This is a genomic window from Natronolimnohabitans sp. A-GB9, from assembly GCF_030848565.1.
Taxonomy (GTDB): Archaea; Halobacteriota; Halobacteria; order Halobacteriales; family Natrialbaceae; genus Natronolimnohabitans.
The window spans coordinates 241813-257342 of the sequence record NZ_JAVDDV010000004.1; the positions used below are offsets into that span (position 1 = coordinate 241813).

Sequence of the window (15530 nt, forward strand, 5' to 3'; positions counted from 1 at the left end):
ACCGCTTCACACAGACTTATCAGTGTATCCATGGTCAGTACGACCATGAGTAATGCTAACACAGGTTCTGGAATGGAGCCCGACCACGACCACACCGACCACCACCACACCGGTCCGGGATACGCGACGCCGCAGGCGGCCGTCGAGGAAGGCAGCCGGGAGGAACTCGCCTACGTAATGTGTCTCTATACCGGTACGGACATCGACGCACCCGATTTCGTCGGCGTCGTCGATCTCGACCCCGAATCCGATACCTACACAGAGATCGTCGATCGAGTCGAGATGCCCAACCGCGGTGACGAACTCCACCACTTCGGGTGGAACGCCTGCTCGTCGTCGTGTCACATGGACGGCCTCGAGCGTCGTCACTTGATCGTCCCCGGCCAGCGTTCCTCGCGGATCCACGTGATCGACACGAAAGACCGCCGGAACCCCGAACTGGTCGAGGTGATCGAACCGGAGGCGGTCTTCGAGTACGACCTCTCGGCGCCGCACACCGTTCACTGCGTCCCCGGTGGAGAGATCCTGATCAGTATGCTCGGCGACGCCGACGGCGACCTCCCGGGGGGATTCCTCCAGTTGAACGACGACTTCGAGATCGAGGGTCGCTGGGAGCCACCGGGTGAAATCGAGATGAACTACGACTACTGGTACCAGCCCCGCCAGAACGTGATGGTCTCGACGGAGTGGGCCGCGCCGAAGACGTACTACCCCGGGTTCGACCTCGAGGACGTCGAGGAAGGAAAGTACGGCCGCCGACTCCACTTCTGGGATTGGGAGGACGGCACCGTCGAGCAGACGATCGACCTCGGTGAGGAGGGCAAGATCCCACTCGAGATTCGCTTCCTCCACACCCCCGAATCGACCCACGGGTTCGTCGGAACGGCGCTCTCGTCGAACATCTTCCACTTCTGGCACGACGAGGACGCTGGCGAGTACCGCGCCGAGAAGGCGATCGACTTCGAGGCCCGCGAACACCCCGACTGGGATATGCCCGTCCCGCCGTTGACGACCGACATCCTGATCTCGATGGACGACCGCTACCTGTTCGGCTCGAACTGGCTCCACGGAGAGCTCTGGATGTACGATATCTCGGATCCTGCGAACCCACGGCGAGCCGACTCGCTTTCGGTCGGCGGCCACTTCGGCGACGTCCAGGAGATCCAGGGCCGAGAACTGTCGGCTGGCACACAGATGCTCCAGCTGTCACTCGACGGCGAACGCCTCTACTGGACGACGTCGCTGTTCTCCACATGGGACGACCAGTTCTTCCCCGAGGAGGGCGAGCGCGGCTCGGTGATGCTCAAAGCCGACGTCGACCCACGAGACGGGACTCTCGAGTTAGACGAGGACTTCCTCGTCGACTTCGGTGAGTGTCCGGCGGGCCCGGCCCGTGCCCACGAGATCCGGTGGCCCGACGGCGACTGTACGAGCGACGTCTGGCAGTAACTCGATCGATGGCTCGCTACCAGGTCACTCTCGACTGGGTCGACGGTCCGACGCGGACGATCGACGCCGAGGCGGACGAGACGGTGCTCGCTGCGGCCCGGCCCGACGCCGCGCTGCCGTTTGGCTGCCGTACCGGCGCCTGTGGTAGCTGTGTCGGGCGGCTACTCGAGGTCGACGGCGAGGTGAGCGACGAAACGGGGGTCGACGTCGCGGACGCGTTCGCGTACCGACGCACACCCCGAGCGCTGAAACCCCGACACCGAGACGACGGCTACGTTCTGCTCTGTATCGCTTCGCCGCGGGCGAACAGTCGGATCGCCGTCGGCTCGCAGGTCCAGTCCGAACTCGTCGATAACCCGTGGAAGTAGCGACGTCGCGTACAAACCGGACGGCGATCGGTTCCGGCACCCGGCCGCCGACCAGTTCGTCCGGCGGCACAGTCTTTTCTCGTCGTCCGCCGTAGGGGTGGTATGGTGAAACGGGACACACGACGGCGAGCGAGGTCCGAGAAGCGATGACCCGACACGACGTCACACTCGAGTGGGCAGACGGTCGGAGCGAGACCGTCTCGGTCGATTCACGGGAGACGGTGCTCGAGGCGGCACTGCGAGCGGGAATTCGGTTGCCGTACGACTGCCGGAAGGGGACCTGTACGGCATGCGTGGGCCGCGTCCTCGCCGTCGACGGAGACGGATCCGAACGCGACGAGAGCGAGGCCGTCGACGAGCGCCGGTCGATCGACGCCGCCGCGGCGTTCGACTACCGACGCCAGCCCGAGGCACTGACGGAGCGCGAGCGAGCGGACGGCTACGTTTTGCTGTGTATCGCCACGGTGCGATCGGAGTGTCGCGTCAGGGTCGGCCCGATGGTTCGTGCCGAAATCGGCGACAGCCCGTGGGGGTAATACTGTCGGACAGCACGATTCGACCGACGGCTCATTGACTGCTGTCCGACAGTATAAGTAGCCACTGCCCTCGACGCGGCGGCCGGACGAACTGCAGTAACGTTAACGGGCCCGCAGCGAAACCCTCGAGCAACGAATGTCCTTCGCCGACGAGAACGTAGACGAAGACAACCCCTACCTCCGGGAGCCGCCGACTGACTTCGAGCCGGTCGACGCGCTCTCGCCGGAGGAAGCCCGCGAACAGGTCGCCCTGCTCCGGGAGGCGATCCGCGAGCACGATCGGCGCTACTACGTCGAGAACGACCCGATCATCGCCGACCGGACGTACGACGCGCTGTTTGCTCGTCTGCAGGAGTTAGAGGACGCGTTCGACCTCTCCCACCCCGACAGCCCCACCCGAAGCGTCGGCGGCGAGCCGATCGAGGCGTTCGAGACGGTCGAACACGTCGCGCCGATGCTGTCGATCGATCAAAGCGGCGAGGCCGACGACGTCAGAGAGTTCGACGAGCGCGTGCGTCGCGAAGTGGGGGCGGTCGACTACGTCTGTGAACCCAAGTTCGACGGCGTTTCGATGGAGTTCGTCTACGAGGACGGCCGACTCGAGCGTGCCGTCACTCGCGGCGACGGCCGCGAGGGCGACGACGTCACGCGCAACGCACGGACCATCGGGTCGGTTCCACAGCGGCTCCACGGCGACCATCCCGACTTTCTCGCCGTGCGAGGCGAGGTCTACATGCCGAAAGACGCCTTCCAGGCGTACAACCGCGAACGCATCGAGCGCGGCGAAGACCCCTTCGCGAACCCCCGCAACGCTACGGCCGGAACGATCCGCCAGCTCGACCCCTCCGTCGTCGCCGAACGCCCGCTCGAGGTCTTTTTCTTCGACGTCCTCGAGGCCAGCGACTTAGAAGCCAGTCACAGCGCGGAACTCGAGCGATTCCCCGAGTGGGGACTTCGCGTTACGGACCACGTCGAGATAGCGGAGTCGATCGCCGACGCGATAGCGTACCGCGATCGCATGCTCGAGGTTCGGGACGACCTGAACTACGAGATCGACGGCGTCGTCATCAAGGTCGACGATCGCGAGGCCCGCGAGGAACTGGGTCGGACGGCGCGTCACGACCGCTATGCCTTCGCCTACAAGTTCCCCGCCCGCGCGGAGGTGACACCGATCGTCGACGTCGCCGTCCAGGTCGGTCGAACCGGCCGCCTGACGCCGGTCGCCTTGCTCGAGCCGGTCGACGTCGGCGGCGTAACCGTCTCGCGGGCGAGCCTGCACAATCCCGAGGAGATCGCCGAAAAGAACGTCGATGTCGGCGACACCGTCCGTGTCCAGCGTGCGGGTGACGTTATTCCCTACGTCGAGGAAGTAGTCGAGAAAGGAGCGGAGAACGAGCCCGAGAGCCACTACGAACTTCCCGATCACTGTCCCGTCTGTGACAGCCCCGTCGAGCGCGACGGCCCTATCGCCTTCTGTACGGGCGGTCTCGCCTGTGACGCCCAGCTCCGGCGGTCGATCGAGTACTACGCCAGTGACGACGGCCTCGATCTCGAGGGGCTTGGCGAGCAGAGCGTCCGGCAACTCGTCGACGCGGGCCTGCTCGAGTCGGTCGCGGACCTTTACGAACTCGACGGCGACGACCTGACCGAACTCGAGGGCTGGGGCGAGAAAAGTGCCGAGAACGTCCGCTCGGAGATCGAGGACAGCCGGGAGCCGCCGCTGGCCGACTTCCTTTCAGCGCTTGGCATTCCCCACGTCGGGCCGACGACGGCCCGCGAACTCGCCCGCGAATTCGGCTCTTTCGAAGCCGTCCGCGAAGCCGCCGAGAACGACCCCGACCAGCTCGAGGGTGTCGACGACGTCGGCGAGACCGTCGCCGCCCAGATTCACGACTTTTTCACCAGCGAGGCCAACGCCGCAGCCGTCGACGACCTGCTCGAGCACGTCTCACCCCAGGCGTCCGACCTCGAAGCGGGCGGCGACGCACTCGAGGGACTGACCTTCGTCTTTACGGGCTCGCTTTCCGGTGTCACCCGCAGCGAGGCCCAGGAGACCGTCGAAGCAGACGGCGCAAACGCTACGAGCAGCGTCTCGGGGAACACGGACTACCTCGTCGTCGGCGAGAATCCAGGCGCCACGAAACGGCAGGACGCCGAGGACGAGGGCGTGCCGATCATCGACGAAGACGAGTTCCGGGAGCTGCTCGCCGAGTACGGAATCGACCTCGATTGACATCCTCCACGGCCTGATGGCAGAGGAATCCCGACCGCATTCGGGACGTAACAGAAGTCTTGTACGGCGGAGAGCGGTTCACGAATTGCGATCAATCCACGCACAGAACTACTCGAAAACGTCCGGCCGCTCCTGTTCGACCCGCGTGTCCGGAATACTGTACCGCTGTCCCGACGCGACCGACGGGTCACCGCCTGCGCCTGCTGTCCGAGAGTATCACTCCTCTCGCAGCCGGCCACACCGCTTGCATTCGAACGTCTTCATCTCGCCGTCGACTTCCCGCCAGAGAAGTTCGTAGTCGTGCGAACACGTTCGCTGTCGAACGCGGTCGAACATTTTTGCCATCATTTGATGTATACTCCGTCTTGGAACCACTTATGTTTTCATTTAGTTCGGATAATACCTCGCTTGATGGGCTAATAAGAGTAATAGTGAATGATCGATTTGGTATTCGATTAATGTACTAGTATCGAAACCGAGCCGTCGATCCTACGTTCCTTCCGGGAGTCGCCTCGAGATCGACCGCACCGCCTCGAGTCCCTGGACCTCGCCTTCGCGTTCGGGCAGTGTCGTGACCTCGAGATCGGGGAACGTCTCGTGGATCTCCGCCACTCGCCGTTCGTGTCGGTCGTATCGGGACTGGCAGCGCGAACAGTCCTCATCGGGATCTTCGAGGACCTGATTGACGACGAGGCGATCGACGCGGACGCCGGCCTCCTGGAGCGTTTCGACGAGCCGTTCGGACTCGGCGATGGCCATCCCCTCCGGGAGCAAGACGACCCGAAACTCCGTGCGCTCGGGATCGGAGAGGAGGTCCCGTGCGCGCTCGAGACGCGCCTGGAACGCCTCGAGGCTCTCCTCGCCCTCGTCGTCGGGGCCGCCGAACATCGACATCGGTCCGAACACCGCCGTCTTCGCGGCGTCGCCGATCCGTCGGGCCTGTCCGCGAAGCGACTCGAGCGTCTCGAGTGCGGGGCCCATCACGTCGGGCATGTCGAACAGCCGCAGGGTGTGTCCCGTCGGCGCGGTGTCGAAAACGACGACGTCCCACTCGCCGGAGTCGACGTACTCGACCAGAAGATCGAGTGCCACCAGCTCGTCGCTGCCCGCGGGGGCACCCGACGCGAAGATCCGTTCGACTTCTTCGTCGTCGAGCCGGATACCAGCACTCCGTAGATCCGCAGCCAGCGCCTGGGCCAGTCGCTCGTACCGTTCCCGCTGGCTCTCGACGTCGATCTCGACGGCCCAGAGGCTGCCGGGCTCGTCGAGTTCGAACTCGCCCTCGTCGCTGGTCGCGAGGCGCGGGTCGTCGACCCACTCGAGTTTCCGTGGCTCCGGGCCGAGATCGGTCTCGAGAGAGTCCGACAGCGAGTGTGCGGGATCGGTCGAGACGATCAGCGTCCGCTGGCCGGCCTCGGCGAGTGCGACACCTGTCGCCGCCGCACAGGTCGTCTTGCCGACGCCGCCTTTGCCGCCGTAGAAGACACAGTCTGTCACGGACTCGCGTACGATCGCGGGACACCTGAAACTATGTTTCGGAGAACTGAGACTGTCTGTACCACGGACTGGATCGGTCGTGATCTGATCGAAGCGTGACGAGCCGGAATCGAACTCGAGGAAGTGAGAGTGTGGCTTACAGGTCGACGCGATCGAACCGCCAGAGTGCGACCGCGATCGGGACGACGATCCAGAACAGCAGGATCAGGAACGAGAACCAGTCCTGGAGGAAGAAGGGCAGTTCGCCGCCGAACATCTGCTCGTTGAGTTGGACCTGGGCCTCGATCGCGTCGGTGTTAGTGACCAGCGACAGCCCCCTGTTGTAGGCCTCACCGGGATCTACGTTCAGGATGAAGTAGACCCAGTCCTGTAGGCGTTCGCTCTGTACCTCCTGGCCGTCGAGTTCGAAGGTGTAGGTGACGGTATCGAAAAAGAGGATCTCCCGCTGTGCGAGAAGCTCGAATGCCTGTTGGAGTGCGTTCCAGACGACGTAGAACAGGACGAAGACGCCGACCATCGCGGCGCCGGCGATCGTCGTCGATCTGGTCAGCGACGAGAGCGCAACGGCGATGCTCGTGTACGCGACGCCGTAGACGATCGACATCGCGAGCAGTCCGACGTAGTCGACGACGTCGAAGCCACCGAGCAAGGCGGCGACGACGACGGCGGCGAGCGCGAAGCCGACGACCAGCGAAACCGAGAGCACTGCCGACCGGCCGAGTAACTTGCCGAGCAGGACGTCCTTGCGCGAGTGGGGCAGGGAGAGGAGAATCTTGATGCTTCCGGTCTCGCGTTCGCCGGCGATCGCTTTCCAGCCCAACACCAGCGCGATCAGCGGGATGACGAGCCGCGTGATCTCGCTCGTGAACAACACGAGCATGTCCGTCGTCGCTCCCTCTGCCGCGATGTCCTCACCGAAGTACGAGAGCGTACCCGTCACGCCGACCAGCAACACGAAGAAGAAGATACTCAGTCCCCAGAACACCCACGAGCGGACCGCGTCCTGGAAGTCCTTCTTCGCGATAGCGCGGACGCTCTCGACGTTGATCGAACTCGAGGGCGTGGTCGTCCCGCTTCCCGTGCCGGTGCCGGCCTCAGTATCGGTGCTCATCGCGCTTCCACCCCCGTCTCGGTGGTATATGACTGGAAGACGTCCTCGAGGGAGGCCTCCCGGGTCGAGAAGTCACGGACCTCGATCCCGCGGTCCTCGAGTTCGCCGAGCACGGCGGTCTTCGAGCCGTCGACCTGTGCCGTTATGACCGGCGGATCACCACCCTCGAGGCGGGCCTCGGTCACGTCGGGCAGCGAACGAACGGCCTCCATCGCCGCGTCGTCGATGCGGTCGACGGTGACCCGCAGCGTCGTCCCGTTCCCGACGGAGTCGCGCAGCCCGGAGACGGTGTCGATGGCGACCATCTCGCCGTCCCGGAGGATGCCGACCCGATTACAGACGGCCTCGACCTGTTCCATGATGTGACTCGAGAAGAAGACGGTCGCGCCTCGTTCGCTCTCCTCGCGGACGATTTCGCGCATCTCGCGGGCGCCGTTGGGATCGAGACCCGTCGAAGGTTCGTCCAGAATCAGTAGCTCCGGCTCGCCGACGAGCGCCATCGCGAGCATGAGTCGCTGTTCCATCCCCTTCGAGTAGCCGCCGGCCTTCTTGTCGATGGCGTCGAGGAGGTCGACTCGCTCGAGCAGTGCTTCGGGGTCGTCGTCGGCGCCTTTCGAGTCGATGGCGAACTCGAGATGCTGGCGGGCGGTCAGGCGGTCGTAGGTCTCGACACCCTCCGGAAGGACGCCGGTCTGCGCGCGGATCTCGCGGCTATGAGTCTGGGCGTCCAGTCCGAGTACCTCGACCCGACCGCTCGTGGGCCGGATGAAGTCGAGGATGACGTTGATCGTCGTCGACTTGCCGGCACCGTTGGGACCGAGGAAGCCGAACACCTCGCCCTCTTCGACCGTAAAGGAGAGGTCCTCGAGTGCGAGGGTCTGACCGTACGATTTGGTCAGACTATCGACTGTGATAGCTGGCATAGCTGTGTGGACACGCCGTTCGCCGATAAGAGTTGGCACTTCGCCGTGTTGATATTCCAACCAGACGCGAGGAACAAACTCGGACGGGGCGATCAGATCGGGTCGTCCGGGTCGTACTGTTCGGCGGTCCGCTCGGCCTCCGTGGCGTAGCGTTTGCGGGTCTCTTCGTCAGGGACTTCCTCGAGTTCGTCCTCGGGGATCTCCGTCGCTGCGGTGACTTCCGAGCCGACCCGCAGCGACGTCGAGGAGCGCTGTCGTTGCTGGTAGCGTGTGCCGTCGCGGGTCGCGTAGACGATCGTCACGAAATCGCGGTCACCGAACTCGCGTTCGACGAGCCAGCATCGTTCCGTCGACTCACTCATACCCTCCCCTTGCGTATCGACGACCGAGAATGTACCGCGTCGGTTCGCAATGCGTGGAACCGGTCGCGAGCTACTTACCCTTCGACGTCGCGTACGATACCGATGCTCGGGACCTGGAGCGAGCACGTCGACGAGTTGTGCTACGACGGTGAGCGCGTCCTGCAACGCGTCGAACTCGAGGGCGCGACGATCGTCGTCACGAACGACCGCGTGCTCGTATTTACCGAAGACGGCACGGGGTCGAACTACCGTACCGTCGAGCGGCCAAACGTCGCCCGCGTCTCCGTCGAGACCGAGGACGCGCTGGGACAGCTCGTCTGGGCTACTATCGTGTTGTTTCTCGGCGTCGGATTCCTCCTCGCGGCGGCGGCCTACGATCTCGCCGACCTCGTCGCCGGCGTCGACGTCGGAGACACGACCGGGATCACGGGCAGCGCCCTCGAGGTCGTCGAAACCCTGCTCACCGCGTTCGATCTGACCGTTCTCGTTACGGGGGTACTCTTCGTCGCACTCTCTGCCGTGTATTTCGTCCGCTACATCCGCTCGCGGACGCGTCGGCTCGTCCTCCGAGTCAGCGGCGACGACGACATCGATCTGCCCGTCACCGACGCCGACCTCGAGACCGAGCGCACGATCGCCCTCGAGGAGGCGATCGGCCCGGGTGCGTCGGGCGCGGTCGATGTCGATGCCGTCGATTCGGCGCCCGAGGCCGATACCGACGCTGACGCTGGCGCCGATGAGTCAGGCTGAAAGCCGCTGACGTCGTAGGCCCGCCGATGAACGCCGAGGCGGTTCGTGATCGAGCGAGTTCGTTGCCACGCGAGCCAGGCGTCTACCAGTTCCAGGCCGACGGCACGACCCTCTACGTCGGGAAGGCCGTCGATCTCCGGGACCGGGTTCGGTCCTACGCCGACCCGCGGAGCGCACGGATCCGACGGATGGTCGATCGCGCCGACGAGATCGAGATCGCCGTCACCGACACCGAGACACAGGCACTCCTCCTTGAGGCGAACCTGATCAAGCGCCACCAGCCTCGCTACAACGTCCGGCTCAAGGACGACAAGTCGTATCCGATGGTCCAGTTGACGGCCCACGAGGCGCCGAGAATCGAGATCACCCGCGATCCCGACGGCGAGGCCCAAAGCGCCTCGAGCGGGCCAACGGTCTTTGGCCCCTTCACGAACAAGGGCCAGGTCGAGGTCGTCGTGAAAGCCTTACGAGAGACGTACGGCGTCCGTGGCTGTTCGGACCACAAGTACGAAAACCGTGATCGTCCCTGTCTCGACTACGAGATGGGCCTGTGTACCGCGCCCTGTACCCGCGAGATCGACCTCGAGAGCTACGCCGAGGACGTCACGGCCGTCGAGCGCTTCTTCGAAGGCGAGACCGGCGTGCTGGCGGATCCGTTGCGCCGAGAGATGGAGGCCGCCGCCCAAGAGCGCAACTTCGAACGTGCGGCCAACCTGCGCGATCGACTCGAGACCGTCGAGGCCTTCCACGGCGAGGGCGGCGAGGCCGTCCAGTCGGTCGGCGACGAACGAGCGGTCGACGTCCTCGGGGTCGCCATCGAGGGCGCCGACGCTACGGTCGCCCGCCTGCGCGCCGAAAACGGGAAGCTCGTGGATCGGGATCGCCACACACTCGAGGCGCCGGGTGCGAAGTCGGCCGACGCCCCCAGAAACGATGGCGACGGTGGGGGTGGCGTCCCTGCCGTGCTCGCCGCGTTCATCGTCCAGTACTACGCCGAACGGGAACTGCCCGACGCCCTGTTGTTGCCCGAGCGCCACGGGGACGACGAAGTCACAGCCTGGCTCGAGGCCGAGGGCGTCTCGGTCCGCGTCCCGGGTGCGGGCCGGGAGGCGAAACTCGTCGACCTCGCGCTGAAGAACGCCCGCCGGAACGTCGGCGGGCGCGACGAGTGTGGGATGGTGGCCGACGCCCTCGAGATCGAGTCCGCACGACGGATCGAGGGGTTCGACGTGAGCCACGCCCAGGGGAAGTCGGCGGTCGGCAGCAACGTCACCTTCGTCGATGGTAACGCCGAGACGGCCCACTACCGCCGGAAGAAACTCACCGACCAGAACGACGACTACGACAACATGCGGGCCTTGCTCGAGTGGCGTGCCAGCCGCGCCGTCGAGGGACGAGACGATCGGCCGGACCCCGATCTCCTGTTGATCGACGGCGGCGAGGGACAGCTCGAGGCCGCCCGCGACGCACTCGAGGCGGTCGGCTGGGACGTCCCCGCGGTCGCACTCGCGAAAGCCGAGGAGCGCGTAGTCACCCCTCACCGGGAGTTCTCGTGGCCGGACGACGCACCCCACCTCCACTTGCTCCAGCGGGTGCGAGACGAGGCCCACCGATTTGCCGTCCAGTACCACCAGACCGTCCGCGACGAGGTCAAGACGGTGTTAGACGACGTCCCCGGTGTCGGTCCCGAGACGCGAAAGCGCCTGCTCGGTCGGTTTGGTAGCGTCGAGAACGTTCGGGAGGCGAGCCTCGAGGACTTAGAGAGCGTACCCGGCGTCGGCGAGAAGACGGCCGAGACGATCAAATCGCGGCTGTAGCGAGCGGGCCCGTCTCCACCAACGGATGCTTTCGACTGCCAGTGGATCCTTTTTTGCGAACGGGAGTGTGATGACCAACGGTTATGGATGGTGTGAACGATACGACCCGCAGACGGCTGCTGAAGGCGACAGGAACGGCTGGCATCGCGATGGTCCTGGCCGGCTGTCCCGACGAAGAGGAAGATGACGACGTCGACGACGAGAACGACGTCGATGATGAGAACGACGTTGACGACGAAAACGACGTCGTCGATGACGAGGAGGACGATGTCGATGACGACGAAAACGACGTCGACGACGAAAACGACGAGGAACACACGCTAACGGTCACCGTCGAGGACGAGGACGAAGAGCCCGTCGAGGGTGCGATGGTGGGGATCGACGAAGAAGACGACGACGAGAACGACGACGAAGAGAACGACGACGAAGAGAACGACGACGACGAGAACGACGACGACGAGAACGACGACGACGAGAACGACGACGACGAGAACGACGACGACGAGAACGACGACGACGAGAACGACGACGACGAGAACGACGACGACGAGCCGGAGTTCCCGATGGAGGAGGAGACCGACGAGGACGGTGAAGTCGAATTCGAGAACCTCCAGGACGGCACGTACATGGTCGCCGCCGAGCACGAGGACGAACGGGTCGAGGACGAAGTCGAGATCGACGGCGACGACGAGGAAATTACGCTGACACTCGAGGAGGTGGACGAGGAGGACGACGACGAGAACGACAACGACGACGAGAACGACAACGACGACTGATACGGGTCGCTGTACCGAGTGACGACACGACCGCGACCCGGCTGCGGCCGTGTCGATACTGATACGATCTGTGTACCGCTGTCCCGCCGATCGCCGATCCCGTGTTGGCGATCGGTGGGACGTGACGACAGCAGACCGTATGACGAACAGCAGTTACTTTTTTGCGCGAAACTGGCGACCAGCCGTTCCGACAGTTCTCGTAGATTGCGAACGCAGGGGAAGGATTATGCCACACCGCTCGACTATGCCTCGGTATGGCAAACGACGACGAACTCGACGATCTCCTCGAGGAACTCGACAGTCAGGGCGATCTCGAAACCTCCCAGCAGGTGTTGTCGATCCGGACCGAGAGCCGTCGCTACGATAAACCGGTGACGATCATCGAGGGGTTCGATCTCGAGCGATCGGAGCTCGAGTCGATCGCCTCGGACCTCAAGAGTTCGGTGGGAGCGGGCGGTACGGTCGACGACGGACGGGTCGAACTGCAGGGCGACCACCGCGATCGCGTCCCGGCGTTACTTCGCGACCGCGGCTTCGAGGTTCGGGACTGATACTACCGGACAAAACGAGTCACTGATTTCGACCGAACGGATGGTCGAAAATCTGTACTGATTTTTGTCCGGTAGTATGATACTGCCGGACAACACGATTTACGTTCGACTACGTCTCGAGTCGACTAGAATCACCTCGATTCCGCATTTTCCCGCCACACCGGGGACAGATCGGCGGGTGCGATCGCTTCGTCGTGATATACGGACAGTCTCGGCATTCGAACTGTAACTTCTCCGACCTGTGGGTATCACTGCTGGCCATGGGTAGTCGTCACTGCACACAGAGGTAAATATTTACTATGAGAATAGTTACTAATAATTGTCTATCGTGCTCGTACTCCCTACTCTCGTCGAAACGATATGTCACTGCTTCCGTGGTCGAAGTCACTTTATGCCATCCCTTTCAAATACGGGTATGAAAATTCGACCGGCGAAAGCCGACGATTTCGACGCCATCAGAGCCGTTGCCCGGGAGACCTGGCACGACACCTACGACGAACTCGAGGCCGACCTGATCGATCGGACGGTCGACGACTGGTATACCGACGACTCGATGCCACTGGAGGCGCCCGGAACGGTCGTCCTCGTCGTCGAACAGGAGGGTGAGATCGTCGGGTTCACCCACGCGGTCGCCCAGGGCGATACTGCCGACATCCTCCGGATGTACGTCGAACCCAGCTACCAGGGTGACGGCGTCGGCACCGACCTCCACGAACGACTGATCGAACAACTCGAGGCCTACGACGTCGATCGCATTCGAGCGTTCGACTTCGCGTTCAACGACGCCAGTCGGCGGTTCTACGAAGGACTGGATTTCGAACAGACCGATACCGGTGAAGTAGAGATCGACGGCGAGTTCTACGACGAAGCGGTCTATACGCTCGAACTCGAGTGATCCCGGGACGCGACTGACCGAAGGCAACGCCGAGGAGACGGGAGACGAGTGGCCCTCGTCGGAAAGTAATTATGGTGGTTGTAACCATAGTTATGTTATAACGTGCCAGATTCGTGTGTCAACTGCGGTGAGGAACTCCCGGTTCGACGGTATCACGTCCATCTGACGACGGAGCAGGCCGTCGTGCTCGAACTCTGTGAGGGGTGTCGGTACAAGTTCGTCACGGCGGACTGGGTCACGGCCGTCGTCTGATCGCCGCCGCCGTCAGCACCCGCGTTTCGCCACTCGTCGATGCGAACGCTCGCCAGGCGCAGCGTCCGTCGATCGTGTCCGACGAGCGACCGCGGCGTGTCGGCGACGGGATCTTCGTGTTCCGTTCGACGGTAACACAGTGGGGAGATACCACTTTGGGCCTCGGTAACGTAGCTTCCAGTATGGAGCTTCGACCAGCGACCCTCGACGACCGTGACGAGATCCGCACCGTCGCCCACGAAACCTGGCACGACACGTACGACGAACTCGAGCCCGAGACGATCGACGAGACCGTCGACGAGTGGTACGGCGACGAACGACTCGAGCAGTCGCTCTCGGAGCCGGGAACGGCCTTTATCCTCGCCGAGAAAGAAGACGAGATCGTCGGATTCACCCACGGCGTCGTCAGTGGAGACGAGGGCGACGTGCTCCGGATGGCGGTCCACCCGGACCATCAGGGTGAGGGAATCGGGACGGCCCTGCACGAACGGCTCCGTGAGGACTTACAGGACTTCAACATGAAGCGAATGCAGGCGATCGATCTGGCCTCCAACGAGGGCGGCCAACGGTTCTACGAGAAACAGGGGTTCGAACAGACCGGCGAGGGAACTGTCGAGATGGGTGGCGAGGAACGCAAGGAGGTCGTCTACACCCTCGAGTTATAGCGTCATACGGTCTCCTGTCGTCAGGTCCCACCGATCGCCACACGGGGTCGACGATCGGCGAACAGCGGTACAGCAGTCCGTCTCAGTCGAAGACGACGAGTTCGCCTGCGTCCGTGCCGACGAAGACCGCGTCGTCGGCGACCGTCGGCCCAGTCGCGAACTCGCCCTCGAGCGGACGAGACCACCGCTGATCGCCCGTCTCGACTGCGAGTGCCACAAGCTCGGGACCACCGTTCGTGAGATAGACGGCTTCGTCGGTGACTGCGGGGGCTGAGATCGGCCGCCCGCCGACGTCGGTGTTCCATTCGTGTCCGCGATCGACAGCTGCGAACCGACCGCCGGTCGAGCCCGCGAACAGCGCGTCGCTCGTCGCCGCGGGCGACGAGAGGACGTGTCCCCTGAACCCGAACTGTCGGTGTGAGACGCCACTAGCGGTGAGCACCTCCACCGTAAGTGAGGGTGCCACGATATCGCCCTCGATCACCGTCGGTGACTGCATCCTGGAGCCCTCGTGGACCCACCGCTGGTCGCCGTCGATCGGATCGAGGGCGTAGAGCTCCCCCTCGAGTGATCGTTCGGCCCCGATATAGACGCCGTCGTCGGTGACGGCGGGGTAGTCGACGGCGTCGAGGCCCAACCCGGTCGACCACAGTTCGTCGCCGTCCGTCGCGTCGACGGCGTACGCGGTCGGATCCTCGCTCGTCCCGACGTAGACGGTGCCGTCGGCTGCGGTCGGACCCGCGACGGGTCCGGCCAGTTCGGCCGTCCACTCCCGTTTGCCGTTGGCCGCATTCAGGGCGACGAGCTCGCCCGCGTCGGTGCCGACGACGACCCGCCCATCGACGACACACGGACACTGTGTGCGGCCTCCTTCGAGCGACTCGGCCCACCGCTCGTCGCCGTTGGCCGCCTCGAGAGCGTGGACAGTCCCGTCGTCGGTCGCGGCGTAGACCGTGCCGTCGACGACCGCGACCTGATCGCCGATCGCACCTGATAGCGTCGTCGTCCACCGTTTGGATGGCTCCGCAGTCGGCGCTGCCGACGTGGCGTAGCCGTCGTTTCGCGGCGATCGCTGAAAGGAGGGCCAGTCGGCGGCCGGTATCGCGTCGCCGTTCTCGTTTCCGTCGCCCTTGCCGTCGTCCTCGTCATCACCACTCCCACCGTTTTCCCCCTCTAACAGACTCGTACAGCCCGCACCGACGCTCAGCGTTGCCGTGGCTCCTGTTAGCAGGAATTTCCGTCTCGAGCGTCTCATGCTAGCTACAGTTCAGCGTCGAATAATAAGCACGGCGAATATTCCCATTCGATGATAGGCGTTGCTGACCGTGCTGACGACCATCGTACG

Annotated in this window: 18 protein-coding genes; 11 read left to right on the forward strand and 7 right to left on the reverse strand. The window is 64.0% G+C overall.

Features of this window, described 5'->3' with window-relative positions; genetic code table 11:
- Positions 1-45: 45 nt before the first annotated feature.
- The 4 genes from RBH26_RS07795 (at position 46) to ligA (ending at position 4586) form a co-directional block, all read left to right on the forward strand.
- Positions 46-1449 carry a selenium-binding protein SBP56-related protein gene (locus RBH26_RS07795; protein WP_306757634.1) on the forward strand — a complete coding sequence of 468 codons (1404 nt, stop codon included), beginning with the start codon at positions 46-48 and terminating at the stop codon, positions 1447-1449.
- 8 nt (positions 1450-1457) lie between these two features.
- On the forward strand, positions 1458-1817 hold the full coding sequence (locus tag RBH26_RS07800; protein WP_306757635.1) for a 2Fe-2S iron-sulfur cluster-binding protein: 360 nt from the start codon (positions 1458-1460) through the stop codon (positions 1815-1817).
- Positions 1818-1963: 146 nt separating this feature from the next.
- Positions 1964-2353: a 2Fe-2S iron-sulfur cluster-binding protein gene (locus RBH26_RS07805; RefSeq protein WP_306757636.1), complete on the forward strand. Its 390-nt coding sequence runs from the start codon at positions 1964-1966 to the stop codon at positions 2351-2353.
- A 136-nt stretch (positions 2354-2489) separates the two neighbouring features.
- Positions 2490-4586 (forward strand): NAD-dependent DNA ligase LigA, encoded by a 2097-nt coding sequence (gene ligA, locus RBH26_RS07810; RefSeq protein ID WP_306757637.1) that lies wholly within the window; start codon positions 2490-2492, stop codon positions 4584-4586.
- Between the two features lie 216 nt (positions 4587-4802).
- On the opposite strand, the gene RBH26_RS07815 is transcribed toward ligA, so the two are convergent.
- The 5 genes from RBH26_RS07815 to RBH26_RS07835 all read right to left on the reverse strand — a co-directional run bounded on the left by RBH26_RS07815 (position 4803) and on the right by RBH26_RS07835 (position 8479).
- Positions 4803-4934, reverse strand: coding sequence for a hypothetical protein (locus tag RBH26_RS07815; RefSeq protein ID WP_306757638.1), 132 nt, complete (start codon positions 4932-4934; stop codon positions 4803-4805).
- A gap of 141 nt (positions 4935-5075) precedes the next feature.
- Complete coding sequence (locus RBH26_RS07820) at positions 5076-6083, reverse strand: TRC40/GET3/ArsA family transport-energizing ATPase (RefSeq protein ID WP_306757639.1); 1008 nt, start codon at positions 6081-6083, stop codon at positions 5076-5078.
- A gap of 136 nt (positions 6084-6219) precedes the next feature.
- On the reverse strand, positions 6220-7194 hold the full coding sequence (locus RBH26_RS07825) for an ABC transporter permease (RefSeq protein WP_306757640.1): 975 nt from the start codon (positions 7192-7194) through the stop codon (positions 6220-6222).
- Positions 7191-8117 (reverse strand): ABC transporter ATP-binding protein, encoded by a 927-nt coding sequence (locus tag RBH26_RS07830; RefSeq protein ID WP_306757641.1) that lies wholly within the window; start codon positions 8115-8117, stop codon positions 7191-7193. The genes RBH26_RS07825 and RBH26_RS07830 overlap by 4 nt, the downstream gene beginning before the upstream one ends.
- A 92-nt stretch (positions 8118-8209) precedes the next feature.
- Positions 8210-8479, reverse strand: a complete 270-nt coding sequence (locus tag RBH26_RS07835) for a hypothetical protein (protein WP_306757642.1) — start codon at positions 8477-8479, stop codon at positions 8210-8212.
- A 102-nt stretch (positions 8480-8581) separates the two neighbouring features.
- Here RBH26_RS07835 and RBH26_RS07840 point away from each other — a divergent pair, with 102 nt between their 5' ends.
- The 4 genes from RBH26_RS07840 (at position 8582) to RBH26_RS07855 (ending at position 12373) form a co-directional block, all read left to right on the forward strand.
- Positions 8582-9229 (forward strand): hypothetical protein, encoded by a 648-nt coding sequence (locus RBH26_RS07840; protein WP_306757643.1) that lies wholly within the window; start codon positions 8582-8584, stop codon positions 9227-9229.
- Between the two features lie 26 nt (positions 9230-9255).
- On the forward strand, positions 9256-11046 hold the full coding sequence (locus RBH26_RS07845; RefSeq protein WP_306757644.1) for an excinuclease ABC subunit C: 1791 nt from the start codon (positions 9256-9258) through the stop codon (positions 11044-11046).
- A gap of 92 nt (positions 11047-11138) precedes the next feature.
- Entirely contained in the window at positions 11139-11822 is a 684-nt protein-coding gene (locus RBH26_RS07850; protein WP_306757645.1) for a twin-arginine translocation signal domain-containing protein, read from the forward strand.
- A gap of 254 nt (positions 11823-12076) precedes the next feature.
- Positions 12077-12373 carry a translation initiation factor gene (locus RBH26_RS07855; protein WP_306757646.1) on the forward strand — a complete coding sequence of 99 codons (297 nt, stop codon included), beginning with the start codon at positions 12077-12079 and terminating at the stop codon, positions 12371-12373.
- Between the two features lie 109 nt (positions 12374-12482).
- Here the strand turns inward: RBH26_RS07855 and RBH26_RS07860 are convergent, their stop codons facing one another.
- Complete coding sequence (locus tag RBH26_RS07860; protein WP_306757647.1) at positions 12483-12635, reverse strand: rubrerythrin-like domain-containing protein; 153 nt, start codon at positions 12633-12635, stop codon at positions 12483-12485.
- Positions 12636-12788: 153 nt separating this feature from the next.
- Between RBH26_RS07860 and RBH26_RS07865 the strand changes: the two genes are divergently transcribed.
- From RBH26_RS07865 to RBH26_RS07875, 3 genes are all read left to right on the forward strand, one after another.
- Positions 12789-13268, forward strand: coding sequence for a GNAT family N-acetyltransferase (locus tag RBH26_RS07865; RefSeq protein WP_306757648.1), 480 nt, complete (start codon positions 12789-12791; stop codon positions 13266-13268).
- 102 nt (positions 13269-13370) lie between these two features.
- Positions 13371-13520 carry a hypothetical protein gene (locus tag RBH26_RS07870; RefSeq protein WP_306757649.1) on the forward strand — a complete coding sequence of 50 codons (150 nt, stop codon included), beginning with the start codon at positions 13371-13373 and terminating at the stop codon, positions 13518-13520.
- 182 nt (positions 13521-13702) lie between these two features.
- Positions 13703-14185, forward strand: a complete 483-nt coding sequence (locus tag RBH26_RS07875; protein ID WP_306757650.1) for a GNAT family N-acetyltransferase — start codon at positions 13703-13705, stop codon at positions 14183-14185.
- Between the two features lie 82 nt (positions 14186-14267).
- Here RBH26_RS07875 and RBH26_RS07880 read toward each other — a convergent pair whose 3' ends face one another.
- Positions 14268-15440: a PQQ-binding-like beta-propeller repeat protein gene (locus RBH26_RS07880; RefSeq protein ID WP_306757651.1), complete on the reverse strand. Its 1173-nt coding sequence runs from the start codon at positions 15438-15440 to the stop codon at positions 14268-14270.
- Between the last annotated feature and the right edge of the window lie 90 nt (positions 15441-15530).

Excerpts from the sequence above, each read along its gene's own strand:
- ligA (WP_306757637.1), top strand. The coding sequence starts at position 2,490 with ATGTCCTTCGCCGACGAGAACGTAGACGAAGACAACCCCTACCTCCGG.
- RBH26_RS07860 (WP_306757647.1), bottom strand. The coding sequence starts at position 12,635 with ATGGCCAGCAGTGATACCCACAGGTCGGAGAAGTTACAGTTCGAATGC.
- RBH26_RS07795 (WP_306757634.1), top strand. The coding sequence starts at position 46 with ATGAGTAATGCTAACACAGGTTCTGGAATGGAGCCCGACCACGACCAC.
- RBH26_RS07825 (WP_306757640.1), bottom strand. The coding sequence starts at position 7,194 with ATGAGCACCGATACTGAGGCCGGCACCGGCACGGGAAGCGGGACGACC.
- RBH26_RS07800 (WP_306757635.1), top strand. The coding sequence starts at position 1,458 with ATGGCTCGCTACCAGGTCACTCTCGACTGGGTCGACGGTCCGACGCGG.
- RBH26_RS07835 (WP_306757642.1), bottom strand. The coding sequence starts at position 8,479 with ATGAGTGAGTCGACGGAACGATGCTGGCTCGTCGAACGCGAGTTCGGT.
- RBH26_RS07855 (WP_306757646.1), top strand. The coding sequence starts at position 12,077 with ATGGCAAACGACGACGAACTCGACGATCTCCTCGAGGAACTCGACAGT.
- RBH26_RS07845 (WP_306757644.1), top strand. The coding sequence starts at position 9,256 with ATGAACGCCGAGGCGGTTCGTGATCGAGCGAGTTCGTTGCCACGCGAG.
- RBH26_RS07840 (WP_306757643.1), top strand. The coding sequence starts at position 8,582 with ATGCTCGGGACCTGGAGCGAGCACGTCGACGAGTTGTGCTACGACGGT.
- RBH26_RS07875 (WP_306757650.1), top strand. The coding sequence starts at position 13,703 with ATGGAGCTTCGACCAGCGACCCTCGACGACCGTGACGAGATCCGCACC.
- RBH26_RS07880 (WP_306757651.1), bottom strand. The coding sequence starts at position 15,440 with ATGAGACGCTCGAGACGGAAATTCCTGCTAACAGGAGCCACGGCAACG.
- RBH26_RS07830 (WP_306757641.1), bottom strand. The coding sequence starts at position 8,117 with ATGCCAGCTATCACAGTCGATAGTCTGACCAAATCGTACGGTCAGACC.
- RBH26_RS07865 (WP_306757648.1), top strand. The coding sequence starts at position 12,789 with ATGAAAATTCGACCGGCGAAAGCCGACGATTTCGACGCCATCAGAGCC.
- RBH26_RS07805 (WP_306757636.1), top strand. The coding sequence starts at position 1,964 with ATGACCCGACACGACGTCACACTCGAGTGGGCAGACGGTCGGAGCGAG.
- RBH26_RS07815 (WP_306757638.1), bottom strand. The coding sequence starts at position 4,934 with ATGATGGCAAAAATGTTCGACCGCGTTCGACAGCGAACGTGTTCGCAC.